The 25729-nt window shown below is 55.5% G+C and carries 37 protein-coding genes, 1 tRNA gene and 1 pseudogene; 13 read left to right on the top strand and 26 right to left on the bottom strand.

The window, feature by feature from the left end:
- The first annotated feature begins 15 nt into the window (after positions 1-15).
- The 5 genes from ACFQ6Y_RS09060 to ACFQ6Y_RS09040 all read left to right on the top strand — a co-directional run bounded on the left by ACFQ6Y_RS09060 (position 16) and on the right by ACFQ6Y_RS09040 (position 3267).
- Positions 16-903 (top strand): hypothetical protein, encoded by an 888-nt coding sequence (locus ACFQ6Y_RS09060; RefSeq protein WP_378631238.1) that lies wholly within the window; start codon positions 16-18, stop codon positions 901-903.
- A gap of 89 nt (positions 904-992) precedes the next feature.
- Positions 993-1334: a 50S ribosomal protein L19 gene (gene rplS / locus ACFQ6Y_RS09055; protein WP_003942791.1), complete on the top strand. Its 342-nt coding sequence runs from the start codon at positions 993-995 to the stop codon at positions 1332-1334.
- A 55-nt stretch (positions 1335-1389) separates the two neighbouring features.
- Entirely contained in the window at positions 1390-2193 is an 804-nt protein-coding gene (gene lepB, locus ACFQ6Y_RS09050) for a signal peptidase I (protein WP_230812928.1), read from the top strand.
- 50 nt (positions 2194-2243) lie between these two features.
- Positions 2244-2924: a ribonuclease HII gene (locus tag ACFQ6Y_RS09045; protein ID WP_378631236.1), complete on the top strand. Its 681-nt coding sequence runs from the start codon at positions 2244-2246 to the stop codon at positions 2922-2924.
- Positions 2925-2961: 37 nt separating this feature from the next.
- The gene (locus ACFQ6Y_RS09040) at positions 2962-3267 is read left to right on the top strand and encodes a DUF2469 domain-containing protein (protein ID WP_003942715.1); all 306 of its coding nucleotides are present in this window, start codon (positions 2962-2964) and stop codon (positions 3265-3267) included.
- 82 nt (positions 3268-3349) lie between these two features.
- On the opposite strand, the gene ACFQ6Y_RS09035 is transcribed toward ACFQ6Y_RS09040, so the two are convergent.
- The 3 genes from ACFQ6Y_RS09035 to ACFQ6Y_RS09025 all read right to left on the bottom strand — a co-directional run bounded on the left by ACFQ6Y_RS09035 (position 3350) and on the right by ACFQ6Y_RS09025 (position 5937).
- The gene (locus tag ACFQ6Y_RS09035) at positions 3350-4531 is read right to left on the bottom strand and encodes an RtcB family protein (RefSeq protein WP_378631233.1); all 1182 of its coding nucleotides are present in this window, start codon (positions 4529-4531) and stop codon (positions 3350-3352) included.
- A 97-nt stretch (positions 4532-4628) separates the two neighbouring features.
- Positions 4629-4847 carry a hypothetical protein gene (locus ACFQ6Y_RS09030; protein WP_378631231.1) on the bottom strand — a complete coding sequence of 73 codons (219 nt, stop codon included), beginning with the start codon at positions 4845-4847 and terminating at the stop codon, positions 4629-4631.
- Between the two features lie 82 nt (positions 4848-4929).
- Positions 4930-5937 carry an iron-siderophore ABC transporter substrate-binding protein gene (locus tag ACFQ6Y_RS09025; protein WP_378631228.1) on the bottom strand — a complete coding sequence of 336 codons (1008 nt, stop codon included), beginning with the start codon at positions 5935-5937 and terminating at the stop codon, positions 4930-4932.
- Between the two features lie 144 nt (positions 5938-6081).
- Here ACFQ6Y_RS09025 and ACFQ6Y_RS09020 point away from each other — a divergent pair, with 144 nt between their 5' ends.
- Positions 6082-6897 (top strand): AraC family transcriptional regulator, encoded by an 816-nt coding sequence (locus ACFQ6Y_RS09020; protein WP_378631225.1) that lies wholly within the window; start codon positions 6082-6084, stop codon positions 6895-6897.
- Between the two features lie 1418 nt (positions 6898-8315).
- Here ACFQ6Y_RS09020 and ACFQ6Y_RS09015 read toward each other — a convergent pair.
- Positions 8316-9050, bottom strand: coding sequence for a hypothetical protein (locus ACFQ6Y_RS09015; RefSeq protein ID WP_378631223.1), 735 nt, complete (start codon positions 9048-9050; stop codon positions 8316-8318).
- A gap of 263 nt (positions 9051-9313) precedes the next feature.
- Here ACFQ6Y_RS09015 and ACFQ6Y_RS09010 point away from each other — a divergent pair, with 263 nt between their 5' ends.
- The 3 genes and pseudogenes from ACFQ6Y_RS09010 to ACFQ6Y_RS09000 all read left to right on the top strand — a co-directional run bounded on the left by ACFQ6Y_RS09010 (position 9314) and on the right by ACFQ6Y_RS09000 (position 11235).
- Positions 9314-9670 (top strand): YraN family protein, encoded by a 357-nt coding sequence (locus ACFQ6Y_RS09010; protein ID WP_378631221.1) that lies wholly within the window; start codon positions 9314-9316, stop codon positions 9668-9670.
- Positions 9670-10584, top strand: a pseudogene (locus ACFQ6Y_RS09005) (YifB family Mg chelatase-like AAA ATPase); the annotation flags it as partial. The gene ACFQ6Y_RS09010 and the pseudogene ACFQ6Y_RS09005, both read left to right, overlap by 1 nt.
- A gap of 342 nt (positions 10585-10926) precedes the next feature.
- On the top strand, positions 10927-11235 hold the full coding sequence (locus tag ACFQ6Y_RS09000) for a hypothetical protein (RefSeq protein WP_064444397.1): 309 nt from the start codon (positions 10927-10929) through the stop codon (positions 11233-11235).
- Positions 11236-11376: 141 nt separating this feature from the next.
- Here ACFQ6Y_RS09000 and ACFQ6Y_RS08995 read toward each other — a convergent pair whose 3' ends face one another.
- From ACFQ6Y_RS08995 to ACFQ6Y_RS08910, 18 genes are all read right to left on the bottom strand, one after another.
- Complete coding sequence (locus ACFQ6Y_RS08995; RefSeq protein WP_378631217.1) at positions 11377-11874, bottom strand: DUF3846 domain-containing protein; 498 nt, start codon at positions 11872-11874, stop codon at positions 11377-11379.
- A 74-nt stretch (positions 11875-11948) separates the two neighbouring features.
- A complete protein-coding gene (locus ACFQ6Y_RS08990; protein WP_378631215.1) occupies positions 11949-12476 on the bottom strand; it encodes a hypothetical protein in 528 nt (175 codons plus the stop codon).
- A 181-nt stretch (positions 12477-12657) separates the two neighbouring features.
- Positions 12658-12879 (bottom strand): hypothetical protein, encoded by a 222-nt coding sequence (locus ACFQ6Y_RS08985; RefSeq protein WP_020907307.1) that lies wholly within the window; start codon positions 12877-12879, stop codon positions 12658-12660.
- A gap of 186 nt (positions 12880-13065) precedes the next feature.
- Positions 13066-13329 (bottom strand): hypothetical protein, encoded by a 264-nt coding sequence (locus ACFQ6Y_RS08980; RefSeq protein WP_378631211.1) that lies wholly within the window; start codon positions 13327-13329, stop codon positions 13066-13068.
- Positions 13326-13694, bottom strand: a complete 369-nt coding sequence (locus ACFQ6Y_RS08975) for a hypothetical protein (protein WP_378631209.1) — start codon at positions 13692-13694, stop codon at positions 13326-13328. Before ACFQ6Y_RS08975 ends, ACFQ6Y_RS08980 begins: the two co-directional genes overlap by 4 nt.
- Positions 13694-13900 carry a hypothetical protein gene (locus ACFQ6Y_RS08970; RefSeq protein ID WP_378631206.1) on the bottom strand — a complete coding sequence of 69 codons (207 nt, stop codon included), beginning with the start codon at positions 13898-13900 and terminating at the stop codon, positions 13694-13696. Before ACFQ6Y_RS08970 ends, ACFQ6Y_RS08975 begins: the two co-directional genes overlap by 1 nt.
- A complete protein-coding gene (locus ACFQ6Y_RS08965; RefSeq protein WP_073513809.1) occupies positions 13897-14124 on the bottom strand; it encodes a hypothetical protein in 228 nt (75 codons plus the stop codon). Before ACFQ6Y_RS08965 ends, ACFQ6Y_RS08970 begins: the two co-directional genes overlap by 4 nt.
- A 723-nt stretch (positions 14125-14847) precedes the next feature.
- Positions 14848-14942, bottom strand: a tRNA-OTHER gene (locus ACFQ6Y_RS08960).
- A 499-nt stretch (positions 14943-15441) separates the two neighbouring features.
- Positions 15442-16221 (bottom strand): hypothetical protein, encoded by a 780-nt coding sequence (locus ACFQ6Y_RS08955; RefSeq protein ID WP_378631203.1) that lies wholly within the window; start codon positions 16219-16221, stop codon positions 15442-15444.
- A 25-nt stretch (positions 16222-16246) separates the two neighbouring features.
- Positions 16247-17101 carry a TIR domain-containing protein gene (locus tag ACFQ6Y_RS08950; protein WP_378631200.1) on the bottom strand — a complete coding sequence of 285 codons (855 nt, stop codon included), beginning with the start codon at positions 17099-17101 and terminating at the stop codon, positions 16247-16249.
- Between the two features lie 28 nt (positions 17102-17129).
- Complete coding sequence (locus ACFQ6Y_RS08945; RefSeq protein ID WP_218680383.1) at positions 17130-17270, bottom strand: hypothetical protein; 141 nt, start codon at positions 17268-17270, stop codon at positions 17130-17132.
- The gene (locus ACFQ6Y_RS08940) at positions 17267-17512 is read right to left on the bottom strand and encodes a hypothetical protein (protein WP_378631197.1); all 246 of its coding nucleotides are present in this window, start codon (positions 17510-17512) and stop codon (positions 17267-17269) included. The genes ACFQ6Y_RS08945 and ACFQ6Y_RS08940 overlap by 4 nt, the downstream gene beginning before the upstream one ends.
- 189 nt (positions 17513-17701) lie before the next feature.
- The gene (locus tag ACFQ6Y_RS08935) at positions 17702-17911 is read right to left on the bottom strand and encodes a hypothetical protein (protein ID WP_378631194.1); all 210 of its coding nucleotides are present in this window, start codon (positions 17909-17911) and stop codon (positions 17702-17704) included.
- A complete protein-coding gene (locus ACFQ6Y_RS08930; protein WP_168422032.1) occupies positions 17908-18072 on the bottom strand; it encodes a hypothetical protein in 165 nt (54 codons plus the stop codon). Before ACFQ6Y_RS08930 ends, ACFQ6Y_RS08935 begins: the two co-directional genes overlap by 4 nt.
- Positions 18069-18308: a hypothetical protein gene (locus ACFQ6Y_RS08925; protein WP_020907314.1), complete on the bottom strand. Its 240-nt coding sequence runs from the start codon at positions 18306-18308 to the stop codon at positions 18069-18071. The genes ACFQ6Y_RS08930 and ACFQ6Y_RS08925 overlap by 4 nt, the downstream gene beginning before the upstream one ends.
- A 278-nt stretch (positions 18309-18586) precedes the next feature.
- Entirely contained in the window at positions 18587-18814 is a 228-nt protein-coding gene (locus ACFQ6Y_RS08920; RefSeq protein ID WP_378631192.1) for a hypothetical protein, read from the bottom strand.
- 132 nt (positions 18815-18946) lie between these two features.
- Positions 18947-19525: a hypothetical protein gene (locus ACFQ6Y_RS08915; RefSeq protein WP_378631190.1), complete on the bottom strand. Its 579-nt coding sequence runs from the start codon at positions 19523-19525 to the stop codon at positions 18947-18949.
- Positions 19526-19570: 45 nt separating this feature from the next.
- Positions 19571-20221: a recombinase family protein gene (locus ACFQ6Y_RS08910; RefSeq protein WP_378631188.1), complete on the bottom strand. Its 651-nt coding sequence runs from the start codon at positions 20219-20221 to the stop codon at positions 19571-19573.
- A gap of 59 nt (positions 20222-20280) precedes the next feature.
- Between ACFQ6Y_RS08910 and ACFQ6Y_RS08905 the strand changes: the two genes are divergently transcribed.
- On the top strand, positions 20281-20463 hold the full coding sequence (locus ACFQ6Y_RS08905) for a hypothetical protein (RefSeq protein ID WP_030537814.1): 183 nt from the start codon (positions 20281-20283) through the stop codon (positions 20461-20463).
- Here ACFQ6Y_RS08905 and ACFQ6Y_RS08900 read toward each other — a convergent pair.
- From ACFQ6Y_RS08900 to ACFQ6Y_RS08885, 4 genes are all read right to left on the bottom strand, one after another.
- A complete protein-coding gene (locus ACFQ6Y_RS08900) occupies positions 20460-20948 on the bottom strand; it encodes a hypothetical protein (RefSeq protein ID WP_336874366.1) in 489 nt (162 codons plus the stop codon). The genes ACFQ6Y_RS08905 and ACFQ6Y_RS08900 overlap by 4 nt on opposite strands.
- Before the next feature lie 74 nt (positions 20949-21022).
- Entirely contained in the window at positions 21023-21304 is a 282-nt protein-coding gene (locus ACFQ6Y_RS08895) for a hypothetical protein (protein WP_151530625.1), read from the bottom strand.
- 196 nt (positions 21305-21500) lie between these two features.
- On the bottom strand, positions 21501-22049 hold the full coding sequence (locus tag ACFQ6Y_RS08890) for a hypothetical protein (protein ID WP_378631185.1): 549 nt from the start codon (positions 22047-22049) through the stop codon (positions 21501-21503).
- A gap of 203 nt (positions 22050-22252) precedes the next feature.
- Complete coding sequence (locus tag ACFQ6Y_RS08885; RefSeq protein WP_378631183.1) at positions 22253-23224, bottom strand: ERF family protein; 972 nt, start codon at positions 23222-23224, stop codon at positions 22253-22255.
- 429 nt (positions 23225-23653) lie between these two features.
- Here ACFQ6Y_RS08885 and ACFQ6Y_RS08880 point away from each other — a divergent pair, with 429 nt between their 5' ends.
- From ACFQ6Y_RS08880 to ACFQ6Y_RS08870, 3 genes are all read left to right on the top strand, one after another.
- The gene (locus tag ACFQ6Y_RS08880; protein WP_378631181.1) at positions 23654-24487 is read left to right on the top strand and encodes a replication-relaxation family protein; all 834 of its coding nucleotides are present in this window, start codon (positions 23654-23656) and stop codon (positions 24485-24487) included.
- A gap of 102 nt (positions 24488-24589) precedes the next feature.
- Positions 24590-25162 carry a DUF3560 domain-containing protein gene (locus tag ACFQ6Y_RS08875; protein WP_378631179.1) on the top strand — a complete coding sequence of 191 codons (573 nt, stop codon included), beginning with the start codon at positions 24590-24592 and terminating at the stop codon, positions 25160-25162.
- A gap of 156 nt (positions 25163-25318) precedes the next feature.
- Positions 25319-25552, top strand: coding sequence for a hypothetical protein (locus tag ACFQ6Y_RS08870; protein ID WP_378631177.1), 234 nt, complete (start codon positions 25319-25321; stop codon positions 25550-25552).
- The last annotated feature ends 177 nt before the right edge of the window (positions 25553-25729 follow it).

The following is a 25729-nucleotide window of genomic DNA, read 5'->3' as shown; positions in this document are numbered from 1 at the left end:
GAAGGGAGGACAGTGATGCGGGAGTGGCTCGAGCGAGAGATCATCGCCCACGGCCGATTGCCGCTGCTGTTCTTCCTTCTCGGGTTCCTGTCCGCCTTCCTTTTCATCCGCCTGAGCGTCCGGATGATCCGCGCGAAGGTGAAATGGTGGCCGGGCAACATCGCGCCAGGCGGTCAGCACGTGCATCACGTCGTCTTCGGTGTGATCGCCATGATGATCTCCGGTGGTGCGCTGATCGCGGTCTACGTCGACGGTTCGCAGACCACCGGTGCCGTACTGGCGGCGATCTTCGGTATGGGTGCTGCATTGGTGCTCGACGAGTTTGCACTGATCTTCTACCTGAAGGACGTGTACTGGTCCGAGCAAGGTCGGACCTCGGTGGACGCGGTCTTCGTCGCGATCGCCGTGACCGGTCTGGTGCTGTTGGGTTTCCGCCCGCTCGAACTGCTCGACGTCGCCGGATTCCGTGAGGAACGAGATCCGTGGATCAAGTTGGTCTTCGTTTTTGTCGCGTTGATCAACTTCGCCCTGGCCGCCATCGTCATTCTCAAGGGGAAGATCTGGACGGGGCTCGTTGGCCTGTTCGTCTTTCCGTTGCTGGTAATCGGTGCAGTTCGCCTGAGCCGGCCGGGTGCGCCGTGGGCACGTTGGCGATACACGCGCAAGCCGAAACGGATGAACCGCGCTCTCGAGCGTGAACGGAAATGGCGTCGGCCCGTCATCCGGGCCAAGATCTACGTACAGGATCTCATTGCCGGATCGCCGAGCGTCGAACATGCCATGACGGCGGCCGAGCAGGAATTGGACCACACCATCCACGCGGCTCCGCCACCACCGATTTCCCCACTGGTGTCCGCGTCTGGCATAATGGACGGGTTGCCTGGACCAGGCAGCAGCACTTGATCTGGGCACGAACCAGACGAGCGCCGTTTCGGGAGACTGAAACGCGTGCCGCTCGGTTCCTCTGCTCCTGCGAAATACAAGGATGACATATGAACACCCTGGACTTCCTGGACAAAAAGTCGCTTCGCGACGACATCCCCGAGTTCCGTCCCGGCGACACGCTCAACGTGAACGTCAAGGTTATCGAAGGCTCCAAGGAGCGCGTGCAGGTCTTCAAGGGCGTCGTTATTCGTCGCCAGGGCGGCGGCGTTCGCGAGACCTTCACCGTCCGTAAGGTCTCCTTCGGCGTCGGCGTCGAGCGCACCTTCCCGGTTCACAGCCCCACGCTGGCCTCCATCGAGGTTCTGACCCGCGGTGACGTCCGTCGCGCCAAGCTGTACTACCTCCGTGAGCTTCGTGGCAAGAAGGCGAAGATCAAGGAAAAGCGCTGATCTTTCCGATGAGCCCGGCACCGCGTACGCGCGGTGTCGGGCTAATCTGGTTTCTGTGGCAGATTCTTCGAAGGAGCAGGCATTGTCGTCCGGACCCGAGAATCATGAGGGATCAAGCGGTTCCGAGGAACCGACCTCACATCGGCCGCAGAAGAAACAGCGATCGTTCCTGCGAGAACTCCCTGTTCTGATCGGCGTTGCGCTGGTACTCAGCATCGTTCTTCAGGCATTTGTCTTCAGAGTTTTTCTCATCCCATCCGAGTCGATGGAACCGACACTGCACGGCTGTGCGGGATGTACCGGTGACCGCATCGTGGTGGAGAAAATCGGATACCGCTTCGGCGATCCGGAACCCGGCGACGTCGTCGTCTTCAAGGGACCCGATTCGTGGAACACGAAGTACGTGTCCAATCGGTCCGACAACGTTGTCGTCCGAGGCATTCAAGAGGTCGGTTCGTGGGTCGGCCTCGTCCCGCCCGACGAGAACGACTTGGTCAAGCGAGTGATCGCAACCGGCGGCCAGACCGTCGAATGCTGCGATGATCAGGGCCGCGTCCTGGTGGACGGCAAACCACTCGACGAGCCATATATCAAGATGGACTTCCCGTTCACTCCGGGAACACAAACGTGTGACACCGAACTGAAGTCGGGGCGCTGCTTCGGACCGATCACCGTGCCCGAGGGACACGTATGGGTCATGGGTGACAACCGGAGTAATTCCGCCGATTCGCGCTACCACGTCGACGACGAGTTCCAGGGAACTGTCCCGGTCGACAACATCATCGGTCAAGCACGATTCATCGTCCTTCCCCCGTCGCGAATGGGCGGCATCGATGCGCCTGATATTCAGGGCAATTGAGTTGTCGGACCGCGCACATGGATTCGCTTAGTTCCGAGTAGGCAGAGACAGTGAGTAGTTGGCCCCCTCGCGTTGTCATTCGCAGATCGGCAGGTCTGCGGACGATGGAGTCTGCGTTGGCGCGAACCGGTCTCGGCCCGGTCGCCGGCGTCGACGAAGCCGGTCGCGGAGCGTGCGCTGGCCCGCTCGTCATTGCAGCGTGTGTCCTGGCACCGAAACCGCAAGCGGCACTGGCGCGTCTGGACGATTCGAAGAAGCTGACCGAACGTGCTCGCGAGGAGCTTTTCCCAGCCATCAAACGCTTGGCATTGGCGTGGAGTGTCATCGCTGTTCCCGCCGCGGAAGTCGACCAGATCGGTATTCACGTCGCGAACATCGAGGGGATGCGGCGAGCAGTTGCGGGCCTCGACCTCGAACCGGGCTACGTCCTCACCGACGGATTCCGGGTTCCGGGTTTGACGGCTCCCTCGCTGCCGGTCATCGGCGGTGACGGCGCCGCCGCATGTATCGCTGCGGCCAGCGTTCTCGCGAAGGTGACCCGAGATCGCGTGATGACGGAGATGGACAACACTCATCCCGGATACGGCTTCGCAATTCACAAGGGATACAGCACGCCCCTGCACATGGACGCTCTCGATGAGCTGGGGCCGTGCCCAGAGCACCGCATGACCTACGCCAACGTGGTGGCTGCGGGAGTCCGGTTGGAACAACGTGCAGGCCGTACGGGATGATGGAAGTTCAGACGAACTGGGAGGACTGGCTAAACCGATGAGTGCCGAGGATCTCGAGAAGTACGAAACCGAGATGGAGCTGTCGCTCTACCGCGAATACCGGGACATCGTTGGACAGTTCTCCTACGTCGTGGAGACCGAACGACGTTTCTACCTGGCCAACACGGTCGAGTTGCTGCCCCACAATTCAGACGGGGAGATCTACTTCGAACTGCGGATGTCCGACGCGTGGGTGTGGGACATGTACCGCCCGGCGCGATTCGTGAAATACGTACGCGTCGTGACGTTCAAAGACGTCAACATCGAAGAGCTGGACAAGCCGGATCTGCGCCTTCCCGACTGACCTGCGCCTGCCAGACTGCTCGACAACGAAGTGCCCCGCCGATATCGGCGGGGCACTTCCTATTTCGCGGAGTTGCGCGGGGTCAGTTGCCCTTGACGTTCACGATCTGACGCAGCGTGTGCCGAATCTCGACCAAGTCCTTCGCGTCGTCCATCACGACGTCGATGTCCTTGTAGGAACCCGGGATCTCGTCGAGGAACGCCGCGGAGCGCTTGTATTCGATTCCGACCATTGCCTTGTCGAGATCTTCGATGGTGAAGGTCTTGCGTGCCTGGTTACGTCCGTACACCCGACCCGCGCCGTGGGGGCTGGACTTGAACGACGGTACGTTTCCCTTACCGATGACGACGTAACTCGCTGTCCCCATCGAACCGGGGATGAGCCCGGGAGTGCCCTCGTCTGCCTTGATCGCACCCTTGCGGCTCAGCCACACACCTCGACCCATGTGGAATTCCTTCTGGGTGAAGTTGTGGTGGCAGTTGATCCGCTCGACTTCGTCGATGATCGCGGGCTTGCCGTCACCCATGAAGTGCGCGAAGTCCTTCACCACGCGGTCCATCATCTCTTCGCGGTTGAGCAGAGCGAAGTGCTGAGCCCAGTTCAGATCGGTGATGTACGAGTCGAATTCGGGTGTCTTCTCGATCAGGTAGGCAAGATCCGGATCGGGAAGATTGATGTACCACCGCTCGCACAAGTCCTTGGCGATCTTGATGTGATGCTGTGCGAGCTTGTTTCCGATACCGCGGCTGCCTGAGTGCAGGAACAGCCAGACGCCGTCGCTCTCGTCGAGCGTCACCTCGATGAAGTGATTACCAGAACCCAGCGTTCCGAGCTGAAACCTCCAGTTATTCTTGAACTTGTCGTAGAAGGGCAGGCGATCGCCCGCCATGGTCTCGAGTTCTGCGATGCGGATTTGCGCCGTGTCGCTCAGCGTCTTGTTGTAGACACCCGCCGAGAGTGGAACGGAGCGTTCGATGCTGTGGCGAAGAATGCTCAGGTCGCGGCCTTGGAGGTCGCGTGCGTTGAACTGGGTTTTGACTGCGATCATTCCGCAGCCGATATCGACTCCGACGGCGGCGGGCATGATTGCGCCTTCCGTCGGAATGACCGAACCCACCGTCGCTCCCGCACCGAGGTGCGCATCCGGCATCAATGCCAGATGTGGACGGACAAAAGGCATCTGGGACGTGCGCAGCGCTTGCTCGCGAGTATTCTCGTCGAGTATCGATGCCCAGTTCCACAGCCTCTTGGTGATCTTCTCCATCAGATTTCTCCCACATAGTTCACAGCCGAACCGATCGGTCCGGTGTGTCGTGCAGGAATGACCATGCGCTCGGTCAGTGGTTGTGTGCAACCCCTTTTCATGTGCGCAGGCCGTCTGCGAGTTCGTAGATTCGTCCGACGTACTTCTCCTGGAAGGCTTTTCGGGCAGCGTCTGCTTGTTGTCGCTCGCCCATTCTGGAGTAGAGGTACTCGAGTTGAACCAAGCTCTCGCCGATGTCGACGCGTCGCTGGTCGAGAACCGTCAGCTCGTCGACCAGTCGAGCCAGATCTAACGCGGTGCCCGGTACCTCGTCCATGGTGGTCCTCGATGTTCATGGGTGCTTCCTGACTTCGAGGCTAGCACTCTTCGAACATAGTTTCGATACCCGTCCTGTTTGTTTACTTCGACAACGTGGCGGTCAGTTGGTCGATGGCATACGGAATGCTCAGGACTGTGTTGCCGGACATCGCCGCACCAACCGGTGGATCTGCGGTGTATCGCACGACTACCGCGTTTCCGTTCTTCACAGCGGGTAGCCGCTGGTAGAGGCTGTTGCCGGCGAGGGCCTTCTCTCCCTCCGGGTCGGCCATCACGATCAAGCGGTCGACTGACTCGAGGATGTCGTAACGCTCGTTCGGAAGCCAGTCGCCGAACTGTTCGCCGACAAAGGCGTCGACCGCCGGAGGGAGGGTGAACCCGAGCGAAGAGAGGAAGATGCCGCGTGGGTCGTGCGACGAGAACACGTATCCCTCGGGAGTGTCGAGGTTGACGATCGTTGCGGTTTTCCCGGCGAACTCCGGGTGCGCGGCGCGAGCGGCGGCAAACGCGTTTTCGGTATCCGCGATCAGTTGCTGAGCTTGTGGTTCTTTGCCGAGAGCGCGCCCGGCTGTGAGCGTCATGTCGGTCCACGGCGTTGTGTACGCGTCGTAGTCCTTGCTCTGCGCGACAGTCGGCGCGATCGAGGTCAGCTTCTTGTACGTTTCCGTGTCGATGTCGGCGTACAGCGCAAGAATCAGATCCGGTGCGAGGGAGGCGATTTGCTCGAAGTTGAAGTCTCCGCCGCTGTTGATGTACGTCGGAGTCTTTCCCCTCCAGTAGTCCTTCGTCCACGGCCAGCTTTCATCCATGCCGGAGCCCCACCATTCGGCCATGCCGACGGGTTCAACTCCGAGGGCAAGCAATGGTTCGTGATCGGTATATCCGAGTGTCACTACGCGCTGTGGTTCGGCATCGATTGTCGTCGAACCCAGTGCGTGCTCGATCGTCACGGGGAATGCGTCGTTGCTCTGGGTCGCTGATGCGGTGTCGACGCCTTGTGAGGTTCCACAGGCGGTCGAGAACCCGATGATCGCGGCCGTCGTGAATAAGGCGGCGAGGATTCGGGTGCTACGTGAGGGCACGTGCATGCTCCTTCGAAGTGGTGGGCGAGTGATCTGAGTTCCGCATTGAAGTGCTGAACTGGTCGCGTCAGCAATAAAGTGAGGCTAACCTTTGCAGAATCGTCGGTCCATCCTTCCGGATAGACTCGGATACGCCCAGAAAGACGCAAAATGTCCACTATCGAGTACTCGACTCGACCAAAGTCCTTGCTAGCGCTGCCTGATAGTCGCGGACGGACATTCAAAGATTTTCAGGTTTTCGCCAACGTCGTCGACGGCGTGACCGCGTACGGGGCTCATCGACATCCGGAGCATCAGATCGCGTGGATGAGCGAAGGGACGATGCAGGTCGCTGCCGGGGGCAACGTGTGGCACCTGCACAGCGAACACTTGGTCTGGTTGCCTGGCACCGTTCTCCACGACATGACGCTTCTGTCAGAGGGATGCATGATCGCGGCTTATGCGCGCCCGGATCTACGCCCCGATGGGCCTAGGTGGACTCAGCCACTTGTTCTCGAAGTCGATGCTTTGTCCGCTCAATTGCTGCGGCATCTCGCCGATCGGACCATCGACGATGCTCGGCGGTTGATGAGTCAGGAGTTGCTCTACGACATTCTTGCTGCCGCCCCCGAACGGCACGACGTCCTCGCGGTTCCTCGCAGCGCTGTGGCGAGTTCGGTTTCTGCACGGATCCTCGCCGATCCGGCAGACTCACGAACACTAGGGGAGTGGGCAGGCGAACTCGGGGTCAGTTCCAAAACCTTGATGCGCGCCTTTGTCGCCGATACCGGGATTACTTTCGGACAGTGGAGAACTCGTGCACGCATGTATGCGTCACTCGAGATGCTCGCGCGGGGTGAGGGCGTCAACGACGTTGCCCCGCAGGTGGGTTACCGAACCAGTAGTGGGTTCATCGCCGCATTCCGCGAAACTTTTGGTACGACGCCCGCCAGGTACGGCGCGAAAGCTGATGCAATGATTCGCTGAATTGGAAACCGACGCCGCACACGCGGAGACGATAGTTGATAGATCTTGCTCGCGTCGACAGGCTAAAAGCTGAGGGTGGCAATCTCCCGTACACCCAGGCTGGCTTTGTGGAGGCTGAGCGTCGGCGTGGGCATCGGATTCGTCATTCAAGGCTGCGTCTAGAACATCGGTCAATCGCTTACGGGCAGCATTTCGACGGCGATTAGACAAAATTCAGAAATGTCCTCAGCGTGAGCGTTTTCCGGCAATCTGCGCAACCGTGGAAGCTGTAACACACAATGCTGCGCCAGACAGGAGGACAACCCAAAGCCCCCACCCGATCGATGGAGAAACGGTGGTGCGAAGAATTGTTGCTTCTACGTCGGACACGTTCATGGCGTCGATTATTCCGATCACGACCGTGATTGCGCCTACCGCTGGCGCGACCCACCGGTCTCCAAACTTTGCCTTTCCTCCTCTAGACAGAATAGTGAACAGTGCGATTGCTGCCACCGCGCCGAGAACGAGTGTTAGGACGCCGTCTCCGTCGACACCGGACTTTGAGAAGTTGAGAAATGTCACCCATGGACCGAGGCTTCCGACGACTATCCCGAAACATGCAAGCAAAGCTGCCACGATATTTGGCAGGTAGTTGGAAGGGAGGGGAGAGTCGGCCTGTACGAATCCAACCGGCGGTACACCTGCGAATCGCCACTCTGTCTCGTGTTCGGAATGGGGTTCGTAAGGTTGATCCGATTCTGGCGACGGTGCTTGGTGCTGAGCGAGCCAGTATTCCGGTGGTCGGGGCTCGTAGTTCGGTTGGTCAAATGGAGAGTTGGGTGGCTGCGTCACTTGAGAACCAACTTTCTGCTGTGTAAGCCGCTCAGTTTGTGGGTGAGTTGATTGCAACTGCAATCCGTCGGACAGACTATACAAGTGAAAGCTTCGCGGAGTTCTTATGGTTTCGGTCAGGGGTAAATTCGAAGAGTTGACTGTCTTTTCAGAGTTAGAAAATGTTCGCCAAGAGCCTGTCTGCTTACTTCGAACGAATCGTGAATAGATCTGGCGGGCGGAGCAGAGTCCCGGCGACGTTGACCGCCTGGGTGCTTCGCGTAGAATGCCTTTGCTTACGCCTATGTTGACTCACTTTGCTTCCTGAGACCTTCCCTGCTGTCTTCGTGGGACGGGGTGTTTGCTTGTAGGGAATTCGACAACTAGGTAGTTCGAATTTATGGAGTTTAGTACAAAGCTGGAAGTTCCAGGTTTTCCTCGTCGGGCGAATTTAGACCACAGCTGGATGTCGTGCGCTTCTCCTTTCAGTGTCGCAACACTGAACGTGATTGTTGGTTTTCAATTGCGGAACATGCCTCCAGAACGAGGAGATGGGCCGAGCTGCCAGCATGCGCTGGTGGCTCGGCCCATCTCCTATCCGAACTGGGTCAGCTCATGTTGCCGAGCACATTGCCCAGGACGCCGCTGATGACATTGGTCATCGAGCCCTGCGGGTCGGTCAGGGAGCCGAATACCTGGCCCGATCCGGAGTTGAGTGAGCCGAAGCCCATGTCTTCGAGGCTTCCGGCGCCCGCCTCGACGGGGTTCGGCTGCCGGATGGTGACACACACGCCCATCGGATTGATGTTCCAGTTTCCGCCCGCGAGCACAATGTTGGTGCCGGCGCCGCTGTCGAGCTGCGTGCCGACGACGGCGTTGTCGGGAACCTTGTAGGTGGTTTCCAAAGCGATGACGCCACCGCCCGCCGTGGTCCATCCGCCGCCCTTGGCGATTACGGAGTCATTCCCGACGACGACGGTCTTGGTGACGTCGTCCCACTTCTGGTCGCCGATAAGCCATTTGACGTTCAGACGAGCCTTCACCAGCTGGAATCCCGCCGGATGGAAATCGCGGATCTCGTTGACGAGGGCTCCCGAACCGGAAACCTTGGTGATGTAGGTGACCGTCTGACCCGCTGCGACCTTGCCGTCGCCGACAACCTCCTTGCTGACGGTGTAAGGCGTCCAGACGGAGCCGGGCCAATCGTCGGTGACCGACTGGTTGAGCGCGCAGGCCGGCGCTGCTTGTGCCACCGAAGCACCAAGTCCAACAGTGACGCCGGCGGCGATGAGAACGAGGGAAGTGGTGGTGGCTACTGCGTGGCGTAGTGAGCGGCGGGCCATGTAGAACTCCATTCAGCGGGGTGCGTGACGGTTTGAGCAAAACTGTAACTAGTTCTACTGGACTTTCGTCCAATTTGTGGGGATTTCAGAAAATTGTCGGAGTGTGCGCCGTCGTTCATGTATCGCGCTGCCGAATTCCACAGGTTCTGGGTTGTCAACAGGTTGGTTTTGGGTGGCTTGGTTTTGTGGTGGTGGGTTGAGGGTGTGTTGGGACGCGTTTCGTATGGGGCGGGCGCGCGGTCGTGTGAGTGGTGGGGGCTGCGATGGCGGGAAATATGGCGTTGGGTGCTCGGGGCGAGGATGTGGCTGTCGAGTTCCTGATCGGTGCGGGTTTGGAGATTGTCGAGCGTAATTGGCGTTGTCGGTACGGCGAGTTGGATGTTGTTGCGACGTCCGGTGATCGGATTGTGTTCGTGGAGGTGAAGACTCGCTCTGGTGTCGGGTACGGAAGTCCTGCGGAGTCGGTGACGTTCGCGAAGCAGCGTCGGATTCGGGTTTTGGCGATGCAGTGGCTCACTGATTCGGGCCGGTCGTGGTCGAGGGTGCGTTTCGATGTGGTGGCGGTGTTGATCGGCCGCGACGGTGAGCCTTCGGTCGAGCATTTTGTGGACGCGTTCTGATGGCGTTGGGGCGGGCGCATTCTGTTGCGGTCAGTGGCGTGGACGGGCAGATCGTGGAGATCGAGGCGGATATCGGGCGCGGGTTGCCTGCGGTGCATTTGGTGGGGCTGCCTGATACGGCGTTGCACGAGTCGCGTGATCGGATTCGCGCGGCAGTGACCAATTCTGGTGAGGAGTGGCCGGACAGCAAGGTGATTTTGGCGTTGTCGCCGGCGACGTTGCCGAAGGTGGGCAGTGTTTACGATTTGGCTTTGTCGTTGTCGGTTCTCGATGCGGCGAAGAAGCTACCGCGGAAGTTGTTGCGGGAGACTGTGTTTTTGGGGGAGTTGGCGCTCGACGGTCGTTTGCGGTCGGTGCGTGGTGTGTTGCCTGCGGTGCTTGCGGCGAAGCGGGCGGGGTGGGGGACTGTGGTGGTTCCAGCTCGGGCGTTGGCTGAGGCGGGCTTGGTGAAGGGGATCGAGGTGCTGGGTGCCGATGATTTGTCTGCGGTGATCGGGTGGTTGCGTGGTGAGTTGGCGCTGGCTGTTCCTGATGTTTTCGAGCGTGCTGGTGTGGTGGTGGTGCGGGATTTGAGTGAGGTTGTCGGGCAGACGGATGCTCGGTGGGCGATCGAGGTTGCTGCGGCGGGTGCGCATCATTTGATGTTGACTGGTCCGCCGGGGATCGGGAAAACGATGTTGGCGCAGAGGCTTCCGGGGATTCTTCCGCCGTTGACGGAGGGGGAGTCGTTGGAGGTGACGGCGATTCATTCGGTGGCGGGGGTGTTGCCGGAGGATCGGCCGTTGATCGATATGCCGCCTTTCATTGCGCCGCATCACAGTTCGTCGGTCAGCTCACTGGTGGGTGGCGGCAGTGGGATGGCTCGTCCTGGTGCGGTCAGCCGCGCCCATCGCGGCGTGCTGTTTCTCGACGAGTCCGTCAATAGCGAAACACCCCACACTCACGGATCGTCCATACTGCCACAAAACCCCACGTGACAGGGGTTACTTGGGTGATTGCGGGGTGTGTCGCTTGTTAGCGAGAAGCGAGCGCTAGGCGCGCAATAGCTGCGACTGTCGGTTGATGGATCACGCGCAGGGGAACCCCACTAGCCTGTGTGGATTTCGCAAGATAGGTAGCGAGATCAAATCCGTCTTTCATGTACCTCTATTGTCTCACATTTCCCTATTTACTTAAAGATTCAACTATGTCTAACTAGAAGTATCGCAATGGCAAAAGTCGTTGTGTCGCATCTAGTTTGAAAGTTGGTGAGAGCAATGGGTTTCAGAAGCGTTCGCGTATCTGACCTTACGGGTATCGAGCTCGATGATGACCAGGTGGTCAACGTCGTCGTTCGACATCCCGAGCACGAAGAGGCTCGTCAATTCGACGCCTCGCAGGAAGAGCTGAAGGCGCTCAAGACAGTGGGAAACCTCGTGAGTCTCGAACTTCGGTTTGCAAATGGGACTTCGCAGGACGTGTTCGCCACTGCTGTCGAGTTCGCGAAGTTGGTTCCTGCGGAGAAGTTGACGACATTCGATCAGCTTCGTGGTCGGCGTAAGGGGTATCGCCCGAACGTGGACTGACTCCCCGTCTCATCTACACAACTAAATACGCTCCTCGTTTCACCTTGAGATTCGTCTCGGTGAAGCGAGGAGCTTTCAATTTGATGCGTCTGGACATGAAATGCCCCGGCTCGCAATGAGCCGGGGTCTTACTCCCACGATCTAAGCTGCAACGACACGAGCTTCCCTGACGAGCTGCCACCGTGAAGCCAGTTCCAGCACGCTATGTGCGGCATCCCAGTAGTCCGTGAACTCCAGGTTGTTGCTGCTCCAAGAGTCTTCGTCGCTGAGGGTAGTGACCTCGCCCTTATACTTCTCAGTACTGAACAACAGATCCACCAACTCTTGCGGAACGGACGTGGAGTCGCCTTCATCGTCAGGTGGTCCGATGATGAACACGTTGCCTGCCACGACGTCTTGGAACCGCCAGACACTGTCCGAGAGCCAGAGCAGCATCGTCGCTCTCTGGTTCATCTTGAGGCCGATGTTCTTCCCCTCCTCGTTCACGAACATCGATGCCTTCTGAGCTTCGAGTTCGAGTACTTGGAAGTGTCCATCAACGATGCCCTGCATAGTCTTGATGTCGCCTTGTTCAAGTTCCATCGTCTGTACCAGTACATCGAGGTCTGCCGGAATGATGAGGCATTGGATTGAACCCATCGTGCTCACGTCCTTCTTGATCGTGGGGTGCTTCCGCAGTCGGCTGACTACGGAGGTGGCCCCGCGATCGGGCGCTACTTCTTGACCTTCGGCTTCTTGTAGGTCGAGCTGAATGCACAGTATTTGTCGAGGCATTTGTTGCTGCCTGGACTTGTTATGTGGCCGTTCCTGCAGGTTGAGACACCAGTTGGTTGTTTGATCGCCACAGTCTTCTCGACGGCCTCACCGACGCTTAGAACGGTCGGTGTGCGTAAGTCTGCGATCTCGGCAGTGAGGTCTCGGATCTGAACTGCGAGGTTAACCAGGTCATCGAACGGGATGCAGGCGAGTACGTCATCATCTGCGTTGAACACCACGGTAGGGATGCGATTCAAGCTTGCGCCGGCCTTCGCCTGACGCATCCAGTCTTTGATCGCGATGGTCTTGTGATTCTTAGCTTCGATGTCGAACGGGGTGTCTTGGAAGTAGTCGTTCAGATCCATCTTCTGATGCGAACCTGCACCACTTCGCTTGTCCCGCTGGACTCTTGCGCCTAGCTTCTTGCGGAGGGTCTTGGCGATTTGCTCTTCGAGAGACTGGCCCTTTTCGCTGGCGATGCTCATGACAACCCCGCTGCGAGCGTTCCGCTAGTCAAGAACGTGATCATGAGTGCAAAGAGCAGATGCTTGGCGAACCTACCCGTTCGGCTGCCGCTGGCGTTCGATACAACCACATGAAATGCAACGGCAACCATTGGTAGACATGTAAGAAGACACAGCGCTAGGAAGAAGTTGTGCCAGTTCATTACTCGACCACCCGGACACGCTTCTTCCGTGACTTGGCCTCGATCTCGAAGGCTACGAGAACGTCGGTGATCTCGTACGCTGCATCAAGGTTGCGCTGCGCTTCAAGTAGAAGGTTCGCTCTCAACTCGATCAGGGCGTCGGGGGACTGATCCTCATAAAAGGCTTCGCGGGGGATGCCTAGTTGTTCTGCTGCTGTTTCTGCTGTGTGTAGTTCACTCATATCACTTCCTTCCTTATTGCGAAAATATCTGTGCGGCATAGTCTTTTGCTTCCCACGTCGAACGTGCCGCCGTTCGGCCAGATGTGTTCATACCGCACCCCGTTGAAGGTGATGATGGTGTAGAAGGCCTTGTCGTACTCTCCTTCGTAGCGCATGAAGCCTGCTGGAACTAGGCGGTCTTTGCGTCTATTCGCCATCACCAACCTCCGGCTTGTACACCTCAACCGTTGGTCGGTAGAAGTCCCCGCTCCAACGCCATGCGAGGCCACCAAGCTTCAGACGTCGGTTGAGTTCAAACTCTTCATCGTCGTAGCCGAAGTCCTGGGCGTGCTCCATCTTGCGGATGAGTTGAGCGTTCGGGATACCTGCGAACTTGGCTGCGATCTCGGTTTCGAGGCGGGATGGTTGGGGTGGTTCGTTGTGACCGTAGGTAGAGGAGTGCTCGCTCATGCAGTTGTCTCCGCAGCAACCAACCGACCTGCATCATCTAGTGCGATTATTAGCTTCAAGAGAGCTTTGACGGGTGTGTCGGCTAGATATGCCATATCTCTATATACAATCGACCAACCGTTGTTATTTGTTGCCCTGCCAAGCATCGCGGTGTCTTCGATTCGTTTTGAACGAAGGGGCAATCTCTCTAGTAGGTAGTCTGAGGTGTAAAGCGGGCACACTATGAATGCTGGCGGTAGTATCTCCGCAGCGTACAATGTTTCAATCGTGCCAAAATCGTTAACAAAGAACTTTGCATCTTCGATTTGCCATTCTGGAAATCGCTCATACACGACTTTACATAGCTCAAATAGTTCTTTATCCATTACTCGCCTCCTTCCTTCGTCTCAAAAACCGTGACTGGTATGAACTCCTTGCCCTCCTCATCGACCTTGTTGAAGGCGTAACCAAGCAGCATGTTCACCGTCGTGTTGAGGGACAATCCGTGCTGAACAGACAGGTCTTGTAGGCGCTCGGCCATCGAATGATCTGTCAATCGCAATGCAATTGGCTTGATTGGTTGTCCGTTCATGCCGCACCTCCGCGGTAAGCACCATGCAAGATGTGCGGAGCCAATGCCTCCATGCGGACAAGAGCTTCTTCCCGTGTGATCAGTCGCTCGTCTACCTCGTTGAACGTATCCTCGAATGCGAGGATGAGTGCGAGCTTGGCGATGTCTGCCCGTAGATCCACCGTGTCGGCTAGATGGTCGATGCACGGTTGGTTCGGCAGTGATTCAGGTCCGTTGTGTGCCATGGATGATTCCTTGTTCAGTTGTTATTTGGTTGTGTGACAGTCAATCTGGTCGCGCCATCGAGTAATCAAGTGTCCTGTTGAGGGTGGGCTTCAACAGAACCTCGATGGAGTAACTAGATACCCGTCATGAGTCCACGTACTAGCCGAATGTGTGCGGATTACGTTCCACTGGTGGTACTTCAGAGAAGCTGGAGGGCAAACTTTGAAGCGGTACAGATGTGGGAACTCGTGACAGGTACGAAGTGCTGATCCAGGTGCAGAGATCAGCGACTTGGGATCAGGGGGTGAGCTGGGCCTCGCGGAAGGAGGTCTCACGACGTGGACTCCCTTGCGCCTTATTAATCGGCGCGACCCTCTCACCTAAACCCTGACCAGTAGAGCGCACGAGCTGTGGGTTCATGCGCCCACTTCCCAGCACACGATGAATATGCCGGGAAGTGGAAGTGGTTCATGCGGTTAAATGGCTGCTAGTAATGCGCCGCATATCCTCTTACGAGTGCATTTGGTTGCTTCCCTAGGAGAAATTGTCTCTCCATCCACTACTAGCAGTTGTTCTATGTAAGGCGTATGGTGCTGGTAGCAATCACATTTGTACGCATTCTGGTGTCTTGCAAAACAGAGCAGACTAAGCGGCTTCCAGAGTTGCTTACCATTCCTAGGTGGCAAGTACTTGTATCTGCTTATTGCTACCAGCATCGTACGTCTTACATAGTCCATGTTGCGCACACAAGGCAGGGCTTGAACCTGCACTCTAACGTCGGTCTGGAACAGTTAGATTGATCCTCGCCAACAGCGTCTACCAATTCCGCCACTTGTATGCACATAAGAGCGCACCAGGTAGCTGTAAAAAATCGCAATTCAATGCTCTAATTATTTTCTGATGCGCCCATTTAACTGCATGAACTGTTCTGTAAAGGTGCATCTCGGCCGCCCTCGCTGTGCGGCTAAGTGTGGTGCTTGGTTGCCGTCCTGATCAGACATGGCCTTACCGTTCGAGACGGAGTTTTGCGGGCAACCTTGCTACCTTCTGGGTCTCACTATCGCAGTGAACGCTTTCGTGAGATGAAAGACTGTGAGCGCGATAATATCGTCTCCTTGTCTTTGCGAGCCTCACGTGCTCGGCGCTTCGTCTTGTACTGGCCGATCAACCGTAGAAACGGTGTGTCATCGGCGTGCTCGTACTCGAGATTGATGTTCACGATTTCGCGTTCTGTATTCATTGCTTTGGTGTTCCCCTCTGCGAATAACTATGAGCCAAAAGGCCAATAAGTGCAATAGCGAAATGTCACGAAATGCGTTGTGGTTGTGGATAACTCGCTACTTGGTGAACAGGTACAGATGGCCGTCGTCGTCTTCAACAGAGTGGATGGCGTTCAAGGCGAAGTCGTGTGCGATACCTGCCTCATCCCACTTGGCGTGTTGTCTCATGTCTTCAGGTAGGTGCTGCCTCAACTGATCCAGCTGAGCTTCGAGTCCGCTCTCGATCAAGTAGTCGGCTGCGTACGCCTCGATGCTCTCGAAGTGACCCAGGTGGTGGTCCTCGAACATGTTGATCGCCGCTTCTAGCTCTTCGCCGTTCCTGAAGCCGACGTACTCAAGCCAGTGTGCGACTGCGATTCCCTTAGCTGTGACAGCCTGCTCAACTCGTTCAAGTAGCTCGGGATCTTCTTCACCGAGTGGGCAACCTACGGAGTGAGGGGCGGATAGGTGGGCGCGACAGGCGGGGCAGAAGTCGTCCTGTTCAGTTGGTTCATCTGGGGGAGTGAGCCACTGCTTCGACCATCCTTCGACGGGATCATGTGACTCACGAGCCATGACGTACGCGCCAAGGGCTTCGAGGTGTTCGCGGTTGTAGTCGGTGTCGGCGTTGGCCCAAGACTCGTTGATCTCAGCGACTACCTGGGGTAGATCGATCGCTCCAGTACTGGTGAGGCTATAGAGGGCGCTCGCCTGACCGCCATGCCATTGCGAGGCGATCACGCGTGCGCCAGCGTCTCCAATTGAGCGCTCTTCTGATGTGGCGCTTGCTATTTCGTGGTCGATAAGTTGTTCATCTGACCAGTGTTCGGGGTTGGGCTGGTTTAGTTTTTCATTCATATCACCTCCTTTGCGTTAAAGTCCTCTAAATTACTTCTTGTATGATCATTATCCGTGCATCGTATTTGTCTGAGAGTTCGTCTAGAAATTCCCCATGGTTCTCGTAGTTTTCCTCGGTTGCCAAAATGAACAATTGCAGCGTGGTTGCCGCAATGCGAGGTAATCGGGGAACGGGGTCATACTTTTCGGCCAGATGTTTCTTGAGTGAGATGCGACATTTTTCATAGACGTATTCAACCTTGTGGAATGCTGCCTTATTTTCGTTGCTGTTCGCAACTAGGGTTGCTACCTGCTCATTAATGTCGCGGGTCAAGCTGACAACCTCTTTAAGCATATCTTTTTCCCTACGGCCCGCAGGCTGGGAATTCGATACTTTCTGTGCTATCTGGAATTTCTCGTCATATTCGTCCCAAAGACGGTCAAAATGCTTGGCTTTGTCGCTCCAATCTATGGGCACGACCTTAGATAGGGCTTTGAGGATATCGATGATACCGTCCCTGTCGAGCATCTTGGCTTGGAATTGCTTTAGTGGTCCGAGAAGGTCGCCCTCATTTTCGTAGCCGACTAGGCACGGCACGATCCGAACATGAGCGTTTGACACCTGTTTGGAAAGTGCTCCAGCCTCAAAATTTATCCAAGGCGCATTCTCTGTTTCTTTGGTGACGATGGCGATACAGAAGGAGCTACCGTCTAGTTTGGCTTTAATGTCGTCGAACCCACGTGCGCCAGCGTCAATGTCTGTACTTGACATGAACGGTTCGACCCGTTCGAACATGTCTTTGAGCAGTTCGTGCCATACCTTGGCGATATTCGAAGATCTACTCCCAGACCAACTGATGAATACTTTGGTCTTCGGTGGTTCGCGCATCTCATCTTCCATGCGCGAACAGTACCAATCCGACCAGTCCCTACGTGTGCCAGACCAGCACTGGAACGATGAACAGCGACAGGTACAGGGTTCCAACGATGATCACGGCGACTACCAGGAACGTCGCGATCCATCGGCCGGCTAGCTTGAGTGCGGGGATCAAGTAGGGGAGAAGGTTCACCGTTCGTCCCTCGTGATCACTACCTCTGTGTCGCGCTCAAGTGCGACGAGATCAAGGCTGTCGAGCCGTGTGGTGATCTGAATTGTGACAAATTCATCTGCTCGAAGTGTGATCGTGGCTTCTGAGAAGTTGATCGGCACGTCGCCGATGGACAGTGATACATGTCTAGGATTCGGACTGTCTGAGTGTATTCGTGTGTAGCCCTTAGGTTTTGGATTCTCGATGTTCTTGGTTGTTGTCATATTACTTCCTCTTCTTATTTTTCTTTGGTGTGCTTCCTACATGCCACTGATGACAGAATCGGCAGGAGTAGATCTGTAGTACTCGGTGCGGGATCGATGGGATTCGCCGTCTACTCTTCAGATATCGATGCGCAGCGAAGTACGTCTTGTACCCACGTTTGCCTTCGTGTTCAGATGCGATCTCTGGACTCATACATGGTCTTCGTGTCCGTCATAGATGTAGAACCACAGCGGTCCCTTGTCGTGGACACTGCGGATCAGGTGACCTTCGTGCTTCAGATCGAGGACGCGAGCGGGGTAGCGCCACGCGACTTTGCGGAGTTCAAGGTTGCTGACCTTGCCCTTGGCCTTGAGCAGTTTGAGGATCTTGGCTGTGTGAGTTTCCTTGGTAGCGATCATGATTCGGTACTCCGAGAAGTAAATCCAAGCTCTTCGCCGCCAGCGCCCTGTGCTTCGACCAGCTCGACCATGACTTTTATCGTCTGTTTGAGCTCCTGGTTCTGAGTTATCTCGCCGATGATCTTCAGTTTGTCGATTGCAGTTTTTGCTTGGGCGTTCATGAATTGACCCGCCCATCTGGTGAAACCCCGACGTATAGCCGTGATTCACCATCTACGTAACCGCCAACCCAACCCTCGGCATAACCCGCGCAGATTGCTGCATCTGGTGGGTAGACGTAGTAGTCGTCAGCTCGGTACTCCACGCCGTAGCGATGGCAGAGGTTGCGTAGTGCTTCCTCTTGAGCAGTGTTGATCTTGTAGCGTTCGGGTTCTTCGGGGGAGGGGAAGCGTTCCATCAGTTCGACCTCACACAGCTGATGGCGACGTGGTCGCCGTCGGATCGATAATTTTCCTCCTGCGCGCCTGTGACCACGTAGCACTTGTTTCCGTCGTGGTCGAACATGCTGACAGTTGGAGTCTTCCCCTGGTTCTCTCGGCTACTCACTTGGTAAATAGTGTTCGTCCAAGGCAATTCGATGTATCGCGCTGCGAGGGCTGTCCCTGTCGAGGCGACCACTGCAACGGCGATCACCCCTACTGTGACGATTGCCGTCTTGGTGTGTCGACCGCTCATCTACTTGTTCCTCCTGAGCGCCCTGTAGATCAGGTATCCGATGAATCCAAGTACGACCGTGATTAAGACGAGCGACGCTGTGATCCAGATCGGTGAAACCACCCACCACCAGGACCAATTGATCACGTTCAGTAGCTTGAGGGTGATGAAGACGATGGTGAGCAGACCAACGAAGCCGATGCCTCCGCTGCTCGATGAACTGCTTGATGATGAATAACGTGTGGACATAAATTGGTTCTCCTTATTAAGTTGTGTACTCGCTGACACAGCTGGACGACGAGCGGGTGTATAGCAACTAATAGTGCGTGGTGCGCTGAATAATAGTTACGCTCGACGGCCAGCAATGCCAGCGGTTGGGTTCTAGTCGAGACCTTTGTTTTCTCTCGACAGGTTGCAGCTATTGCAGATGTACATCAGGTCGTAAACGGTCGCCCCCGCGTACTTCGTGTGGTGGATTTGGCACCCCTTAGGCACGTGATCGAGGCAAAGCTCACACTGGTACGGGTTCTTGCCGAGTCGGCTCATGCACTCCACCACGTACACCCTGATCGTTGGATCAAGCCAGTTCTCCACGCTGTTGTTCCCCTTCTTTGGGGGTCCGAGAACCTTTGTCGCATGTTGGTTAATGCTTTTGGTGCTGGCTGGTGTCGTGAGGAATTTCTGAATCTTCGAGGCGGACAGGCCGTGCCGTGTCAGTGCAATGATCCTGTCGCCATCAGTCATCCCGTCCGTCAGTTTTGGAAATGGACGCCTGACTGGAACGAGCTTGGTTCGACTGCGTTCCAGCATTCGTTGCTTCTTTGGTTCATCGAACGGAAACTCGCCACTTCGTGCGTCTGCTACTAGCTGAACATCTACTTGTAAAAAATGCGAAATATACTTGTCGCTCATATCGCTGGCGAAACAGCGTTGTAAATCGTTTGTCAAGGACTTTTTCATATATGCATCTATTTTCTCATATCTAGCAATTTCTGCATATATCTACTAATTGGTGGTTTTGTTGTGGCGTCTCCATAGCAATTCCCGGTCCAAATTTTGACGTTTGATGTAGCGATTCAATGTTTCGCGGTTCACGTCAAACATGCGGGCGATTGCGGACTTGGAGACTCGTTTCAGCTGAAGCTCGAGGATCTGCTCGTCTTTGCCATACAGCTTGAGGTTTTCGACCTTGCCCGAACCAACTGGCCGGCCAAGGATCATGCCTTCAGCTTTCTTACGTGCCAACGCTTCCCGTGTTCGTGCCGAGATGAGATTGCGCTCTATCTCAGCAGACAGTCCGAACGCGAACGCGAGCACCTTGGAGTTGATGTCGTCCTTGAAGACGATGTTCTCCTTGACCGCGACGACACCGATGCCACGATCGAGTAGGTCATGGATCGTGTTCTGTACGTCCAAAAGCCGACGCGAGATACGACTGGTCTCGCTCACGACGAGCATGTCGCCGCGTTCAAGCCCTTCGAGTACTTCGCTTAACTTTCGTTCGGTGAGGGCGCTCTTGTAGCCACTGATCGTCTCGCCCACAGTCTCAGTGATCTCGATACGTTCTCGCTCGGCAAAGATGCGTATGCCGCTGAGTTGGTTCTCCACGTCTTGCTTGTTGGTACTGACTCGCACATAGGCGATGACTCTTGGCATATGCCTCCTCTTGGTGGTTGCTGGTGATTGGTGTCGGCGTGGACCTGTACGGTCATCCGATGAGCTTTGGTGACTTCCTCTTGCTAGTCCTGATGACCGTCGGGTTCATCGTCGTTGGGATGTGGGCTACGTTCGTTCAGGGCTGGACGAGCTTGGGTGCGCTCATGGCGTTCTTCGCCATTGGCGGAGTGCTCTACACAATCTGGACTGCCCTTGCGTGGCTTGTGAACGTCTCGGCCTAGTCCTTCTTCACCCGCAACGTGCCCGCTGTGAGGTCGAGCTTCTTCTCTAGCTCGGCTATGGAGAGTTCGGTGATCTCTTCAGTTGGGGTATCTTGTTTGACTGTCCAGCCTGCACTCTTCGCTTCGGAGACGGTCAACCAGGAGGCTGTTTCATCAAAGTCATTCCACCCACTTTTCAAAAAGACGTCTCCGAGTACCGCCAGAACCTTGGCTTCATCGCCGTCAGTATCCACGATGATGTCGCCTACTTCGAGGTTGTCAAACGTCTTGACGCTACGGACGAGTTCTAAGTGCTCGCTGTATACGCCGTTGCCATCGGTGTCGTTGTAGTAGACGGTGTCGCTCTCACTCCAGTTATTTGAGCTCACTCTGGCGATAGTGAATACCCGGCCAAATGTCCAGCCAGCTCCACCTCTACTCTCCTGTGGATCTCTGGGAATAATACAGCGAACCTTCTGTCCCACTTTAAATTTCGCTTGTTTCATATCACCTCCTTCGGTGTCTCTTGGTTGTTTTCTGATGGTTGATCTGCACTGCGGATGATGGATGAAGTGTCCCGTCACGCTGCGGCCTTGCGCTTCCCGTGAGTGGTGCGCTTGAACTCGTCGTACTCATCGAGGATGTCTCCGAGATGGACTGTCACGTCTTCACCAGACTGTGTGGTGAAGTGGATGTGCGGCACCGCGCTAGTCGCTGCGGGCTTGTATCCGTTGTTGATCGTGTACCACTGGATCGCCTTGAGGTCGGTGGCGCGGAGGTCTCCCGATTTGGTGCGCTTCGGCTGACGGTTGGGCTGAGATTCACTCTCGATCTGTAATCCGAGTTGGAGCTCTTGGGTCATTGCTCCGTGACCTGTTTCTTCCCACGCCTACTTATTCGTCCGCCCTTCGCACCTGCGATCCGAGCCAGCTTGGGGTCGGCAGCAAAGCCTCCAGTCGTGCCTAGACGTCCACCGATCGCGCCGATCTTCTTGTAAAAATCTGGGTCTTTCGCGAGGTTGCGGTCCCTAGCTTTCAGCCCGCCGGCCTTCGTGCCGCTCACCTGTTGCTCCACGGGAACCATGAACGGTCGCTCTTGTTAGTCGCGACCATGTGCCTTGTCTCAGCATCCTGAAGTGCCTTGATCGCCGACTGGTTGCGTCGGTTATCTAGCTTGAGTGAGTCGTGTTGCAGGCTCAGATCTTCAAGTCGGTCCGATAGCTTCTCGACCAATGCCGTCAAGTGACGATTCGTAGCCTGGCACTCCTCGTACGCCTCGTACGCCTCGTTGAGCATGTGGGCAGTCACTTCATCATGACGCGGCTCAGTGGTGGGCTGAGTGACCTTTACGGGCTTAGGTGAGCTGTGCGTCTTAGACGCAACGGGTCGCGGTGCTGGGTTCATCGCTCTCTTGGCAGATACACGCTGCGCTTGTGCGTTTCGGCGTCTTTGGAACTCTTCCCAGGTCTTTGCCTGGCGGATGAACTTGACCGTGGATACCTTGTATCCGGTTTGCATTGCGATTTCGTCTGGAGTTGATTTCTTCGATCGTGCAACGATGCTGTCGAAAATCTCTCTATTGATCTTGGTTGAGCCACTTGCTGGCATAGTTGGTTTCTCCCGAGGTCTCCACCTCTCTAATTGTTATTGCGCTGGTTCGTTTGAACTGGCTGGGGCTGCGAGCAGCGTTCCTATCGCTTGAAGCAACGACTTCTCGTGCTCTGACAGCGGTTTCGGGTTGTTCAGTTGAACGTCAGCTTCCATCTCGTATTGACGAACCTCCCGCGGATCGTTCCACCAGGCGAGACTCATCACGCAGTCTCTACCGGGGGAGTGATGCTGTCATCAGTCCACTCGGGTGGTAGGTCATACGTTCCCGCTTTGATTTCCTCAACTGCTTCAGCGATCGCGGTGATCTCTTCTGCCGTGCAGTTCTTGAGGAAAGGTTTGCTCGTCCCGAACTTGCTTCCAGTCACGTGGCCTACCAGGTTGCGCCGTGCCTTGTCGGATATAGGCAGATCCAACATTTGTCGTTGGAGGTTCAGGACTACATCGTCCTTACCCGAGGTCTTCACGATGATCTCGTTCGGTACAACTTGGTCGCGATCACCAGTGAATACAGGTGTGGCAGGCGTTTCGTCATTCCTCAAGATTCGTGCTTTCTCGGACACAAGCTTGCGTAGATTCGCGATCGCTACAGTTGCGTGGTCCTCTGTTCGTAGGGACACGAGACGAGTATCGATCTGCTCCTTCGGGAACTTCAGATCTACGCACAGTTGTCGGATCTCGCTGATTTGTTCGTCGGTGGGCTTAGCCTGCCTGTTGGCGGCCTTGTTCCCGTCGTCGTCATCGTCCTCTGCAGATAGTCCGAGAATCGCCATCGTGGTCTGTCGCCGTTGATACGTGATTGCTGAACCGAGTCCTTGAGGATCGTTCTTGACCAGTAGAAGGTCAGTGTCGTGCATTACTCCGACACCTGATTCGTGTACCAAGTAGCTTCGGAGGAAGTGCTTGCCGTCCTTCGACATCACCCACTGCGTGAGTGCTAGCTTGTGCTTCGAGAGCAGTGGCAGAGCGGCATTTTGGACGTCTGCAAGTTCGGCATATGTATTGCCGTAGTGTGCGTTCTTCGCGCCCTTGATGACCGTCTTAACCTCTCCCTGAAGCTTCACAAGAGCTGCTGCGATGGCTGGTGGCATTAGAAGGGGAAGCTCAGGCGCAGCCGGCATATCTGCTGGCTTCTTAACCTCGCTTGGTTCTTCCTGCTTTTCCTTTTCTGCCATCTGTAATCTCCTTATTAAGTTGTTTCTCTATCCGCTGCAGGTCGGGATCTCGCATCACTAGATCATCTAGGACCATGGATCGCGACACTGTGTGCCCAAGTTGTTCGGTCAGCTTCTCCGCTCGCACATCGACTGCTTTAGCTCGTGTAGCTGGGAACAGGACGCTGAACATTGATTTCTTGATTCCCCATTTGCGGACTTGCTTCGGGTATCTCTCGTTCGGTTTGTTCATAATCTAAGAATCTTCCATCTATTTAGTTACAGCCCCCTGCTTAATGTCTTGTGTGTCGAATCGGTTAGTCTGTCCAGCTCACAATGTGCTGCGTTGATTCACTAATAACTATGAGCCAAACGCGTAAATTATGCAATAGCGAAATGTGACCTGTGGAAAACTCAGTTCATGACATTGTGTGGTTAAATGTTAAGGAGATGAGCTATGTTTCAACCCAGTACCAGCCGCCAGGTAGCCCGCAGGGTCGAGACATACCCGTAGAGGCTGCTACCAGCGGAGATGAACCGCCACGCGCTGACGCTCAGTACCTGTATCGTTCTTCTATGCAGTTACTTGCCCGCGACAGGGAGATCCTCAACTTGGTCAGTCGCTTCTCTCAGCTGTCCAGCGGACATATTGATGCTCTGATCTTTTCCGAACTTGCATCCAGAACGCCGTGTTCAAATGCGTTGCGACGACTAACTGGACTGGGCTTGTTGCACCGTGTCAATCAGATGTTGCCTGGTGGCGCTCGTGGGGGATCGCAGCGGTATTGCTACGCCCTCGGGCCAAACGCTTGGCGCATGTACTCAAGTACTCGCTACCGACCGCAGCGGACATTGAACCCCCACACTCTCGCAATCGCTGATGCTTACGTGGCAATCAAACAGGCTGAGCGCGAAAAGTGGGTGGACGTACTGACTTACGGTACGGAGCCTGACAGTTGGATTGATGTTGCTGGCGCTGATCTTCGCCCTGATCTGTACGTCGAGCTTGGACTTCGGGAGAAGCGTGAGCGAGTGGTGCTGTGGCTTGAAGTTGATATGGGCAGTGAACGACAAAAGCAGATCCTGGAGAAAGTGGATCGTTACAAGTACGCGCTCGAACATTCGGCAGAGTACCCGCTTGATGTGTTCCCTAGCGTGCTTTTCCTGGCCTGTGACGAGGCTCGGGCCGATGAGTTGAGAACTATCCTCCGTCGTGCGCCGCAGACTCCTGAGGGCTTTATATCAGTTGCGTTGCTGTCGAGTTTTCCACAGCTCTTGAGGTAGATAGTACAACGGTTTGACTATTGGTTATTTGCGGGGGTGGTGAGATAATAGATATAGAGGTGGTGACACCTGAATAACAATATAAAAGCTGGAGATTTGAATATGACATATAGGGAACGAAGATTAGCAAGGGCTGCTCGACTTGAAGAGTGGGCAGAGAAACGAGCAGCCAAGGCAGAAGACAACTTCACTACGGTTCGTAGTCTGGTAAAGGACGTGCCGTTTGGTCAACCAATATTAGTAGGACACCACTCTGAACGTGCATCGCTACGTCACCGCGATCGAGTAATCGGTGCCATGGATCGCGGCGTGGAGAACTCGCAGAAGTCAGAAGAGATGAAGTCCAAGGCAAGTAACATTCGATCTGCCGTAGACCGTGCAATCTATGACGATGACGCAGACGCGATCGACAAGCTGCGGGAGAAGATACAGAATGCAGAACGCCTCCGTGATGAGATAAAAGCTTACAATGCGTCTGCAAGGAAGGGGCAGGCTGATGAGTCATTATTGAGTGAAAAGATGAGAAGCAACCTTCACGAGCTTCAAAGTATGCGGGGGATGATGGGAAAGAATGGACAGTTGCCACCGTTCCTCGGTAGTAATCTATCGGGGTCGATAAGCCGAAATAAGAAGCGACTTGCGAGGCTTGAACGTGACAGTTCGGCAAGTCGTTGACACGAGAACGGGCGAGATTATTGATCTTGCCCCAAGTAAGCAGTCGATCAGGCCTAAGCCTGTGTCCTACAAACGTAGGCCAGTCAATAATGACGACTCCGCTCTAGTCATAGGTCTACTCGGCTTACTAGTGGCAGCGATAGCAATAACTAAATAATGGAGAAACAACTCAATATGAACTACCGTGGATATGAAATACGTGCAGAAATCAGGACATTGGAGCAACACGCGCTCGATGATGAAGGTCAAGTGATCGAAGCGATCAGCAACACCGCAGAGATTGAACTTGAAGGCTATTACTTTGTATCGCCAGAAGATGAAGCGGGCGAAAACATGATGTCGATTGATCAGGTAAAAGAGGCCGTTGACAAATTGCTTCGCAAAGAATAATGCACCACTAATAGAAGAACCCCGCTACTTGGCGGGGTTCTTCTTGTCTGAGGCACCCTTGCGGGCGGGGCTAGGCCTCCTATACATATTACGACGATCGTAGTTCATCATGAAAGTTTTGTGGCGTTTCAGGTTCTCTGCGAGATCAGCTTGTCTTGCTGCGTCTGTGGTGGGTGA

Origin of the sequence: Rhodococcus sp. NPDC056516, assembly GCF_042794655.1 — a bacterium.
GTDB lineage: Bacteria > Actinomycetota > Actinomycetes > Mycobacteriales > Mycobacteriaceae > Rhodococcus_F.
Note: the sequence above shows the minus strand (reverse complement) of the source record. Positions and strands in the feature narration are given on the sequence as shown.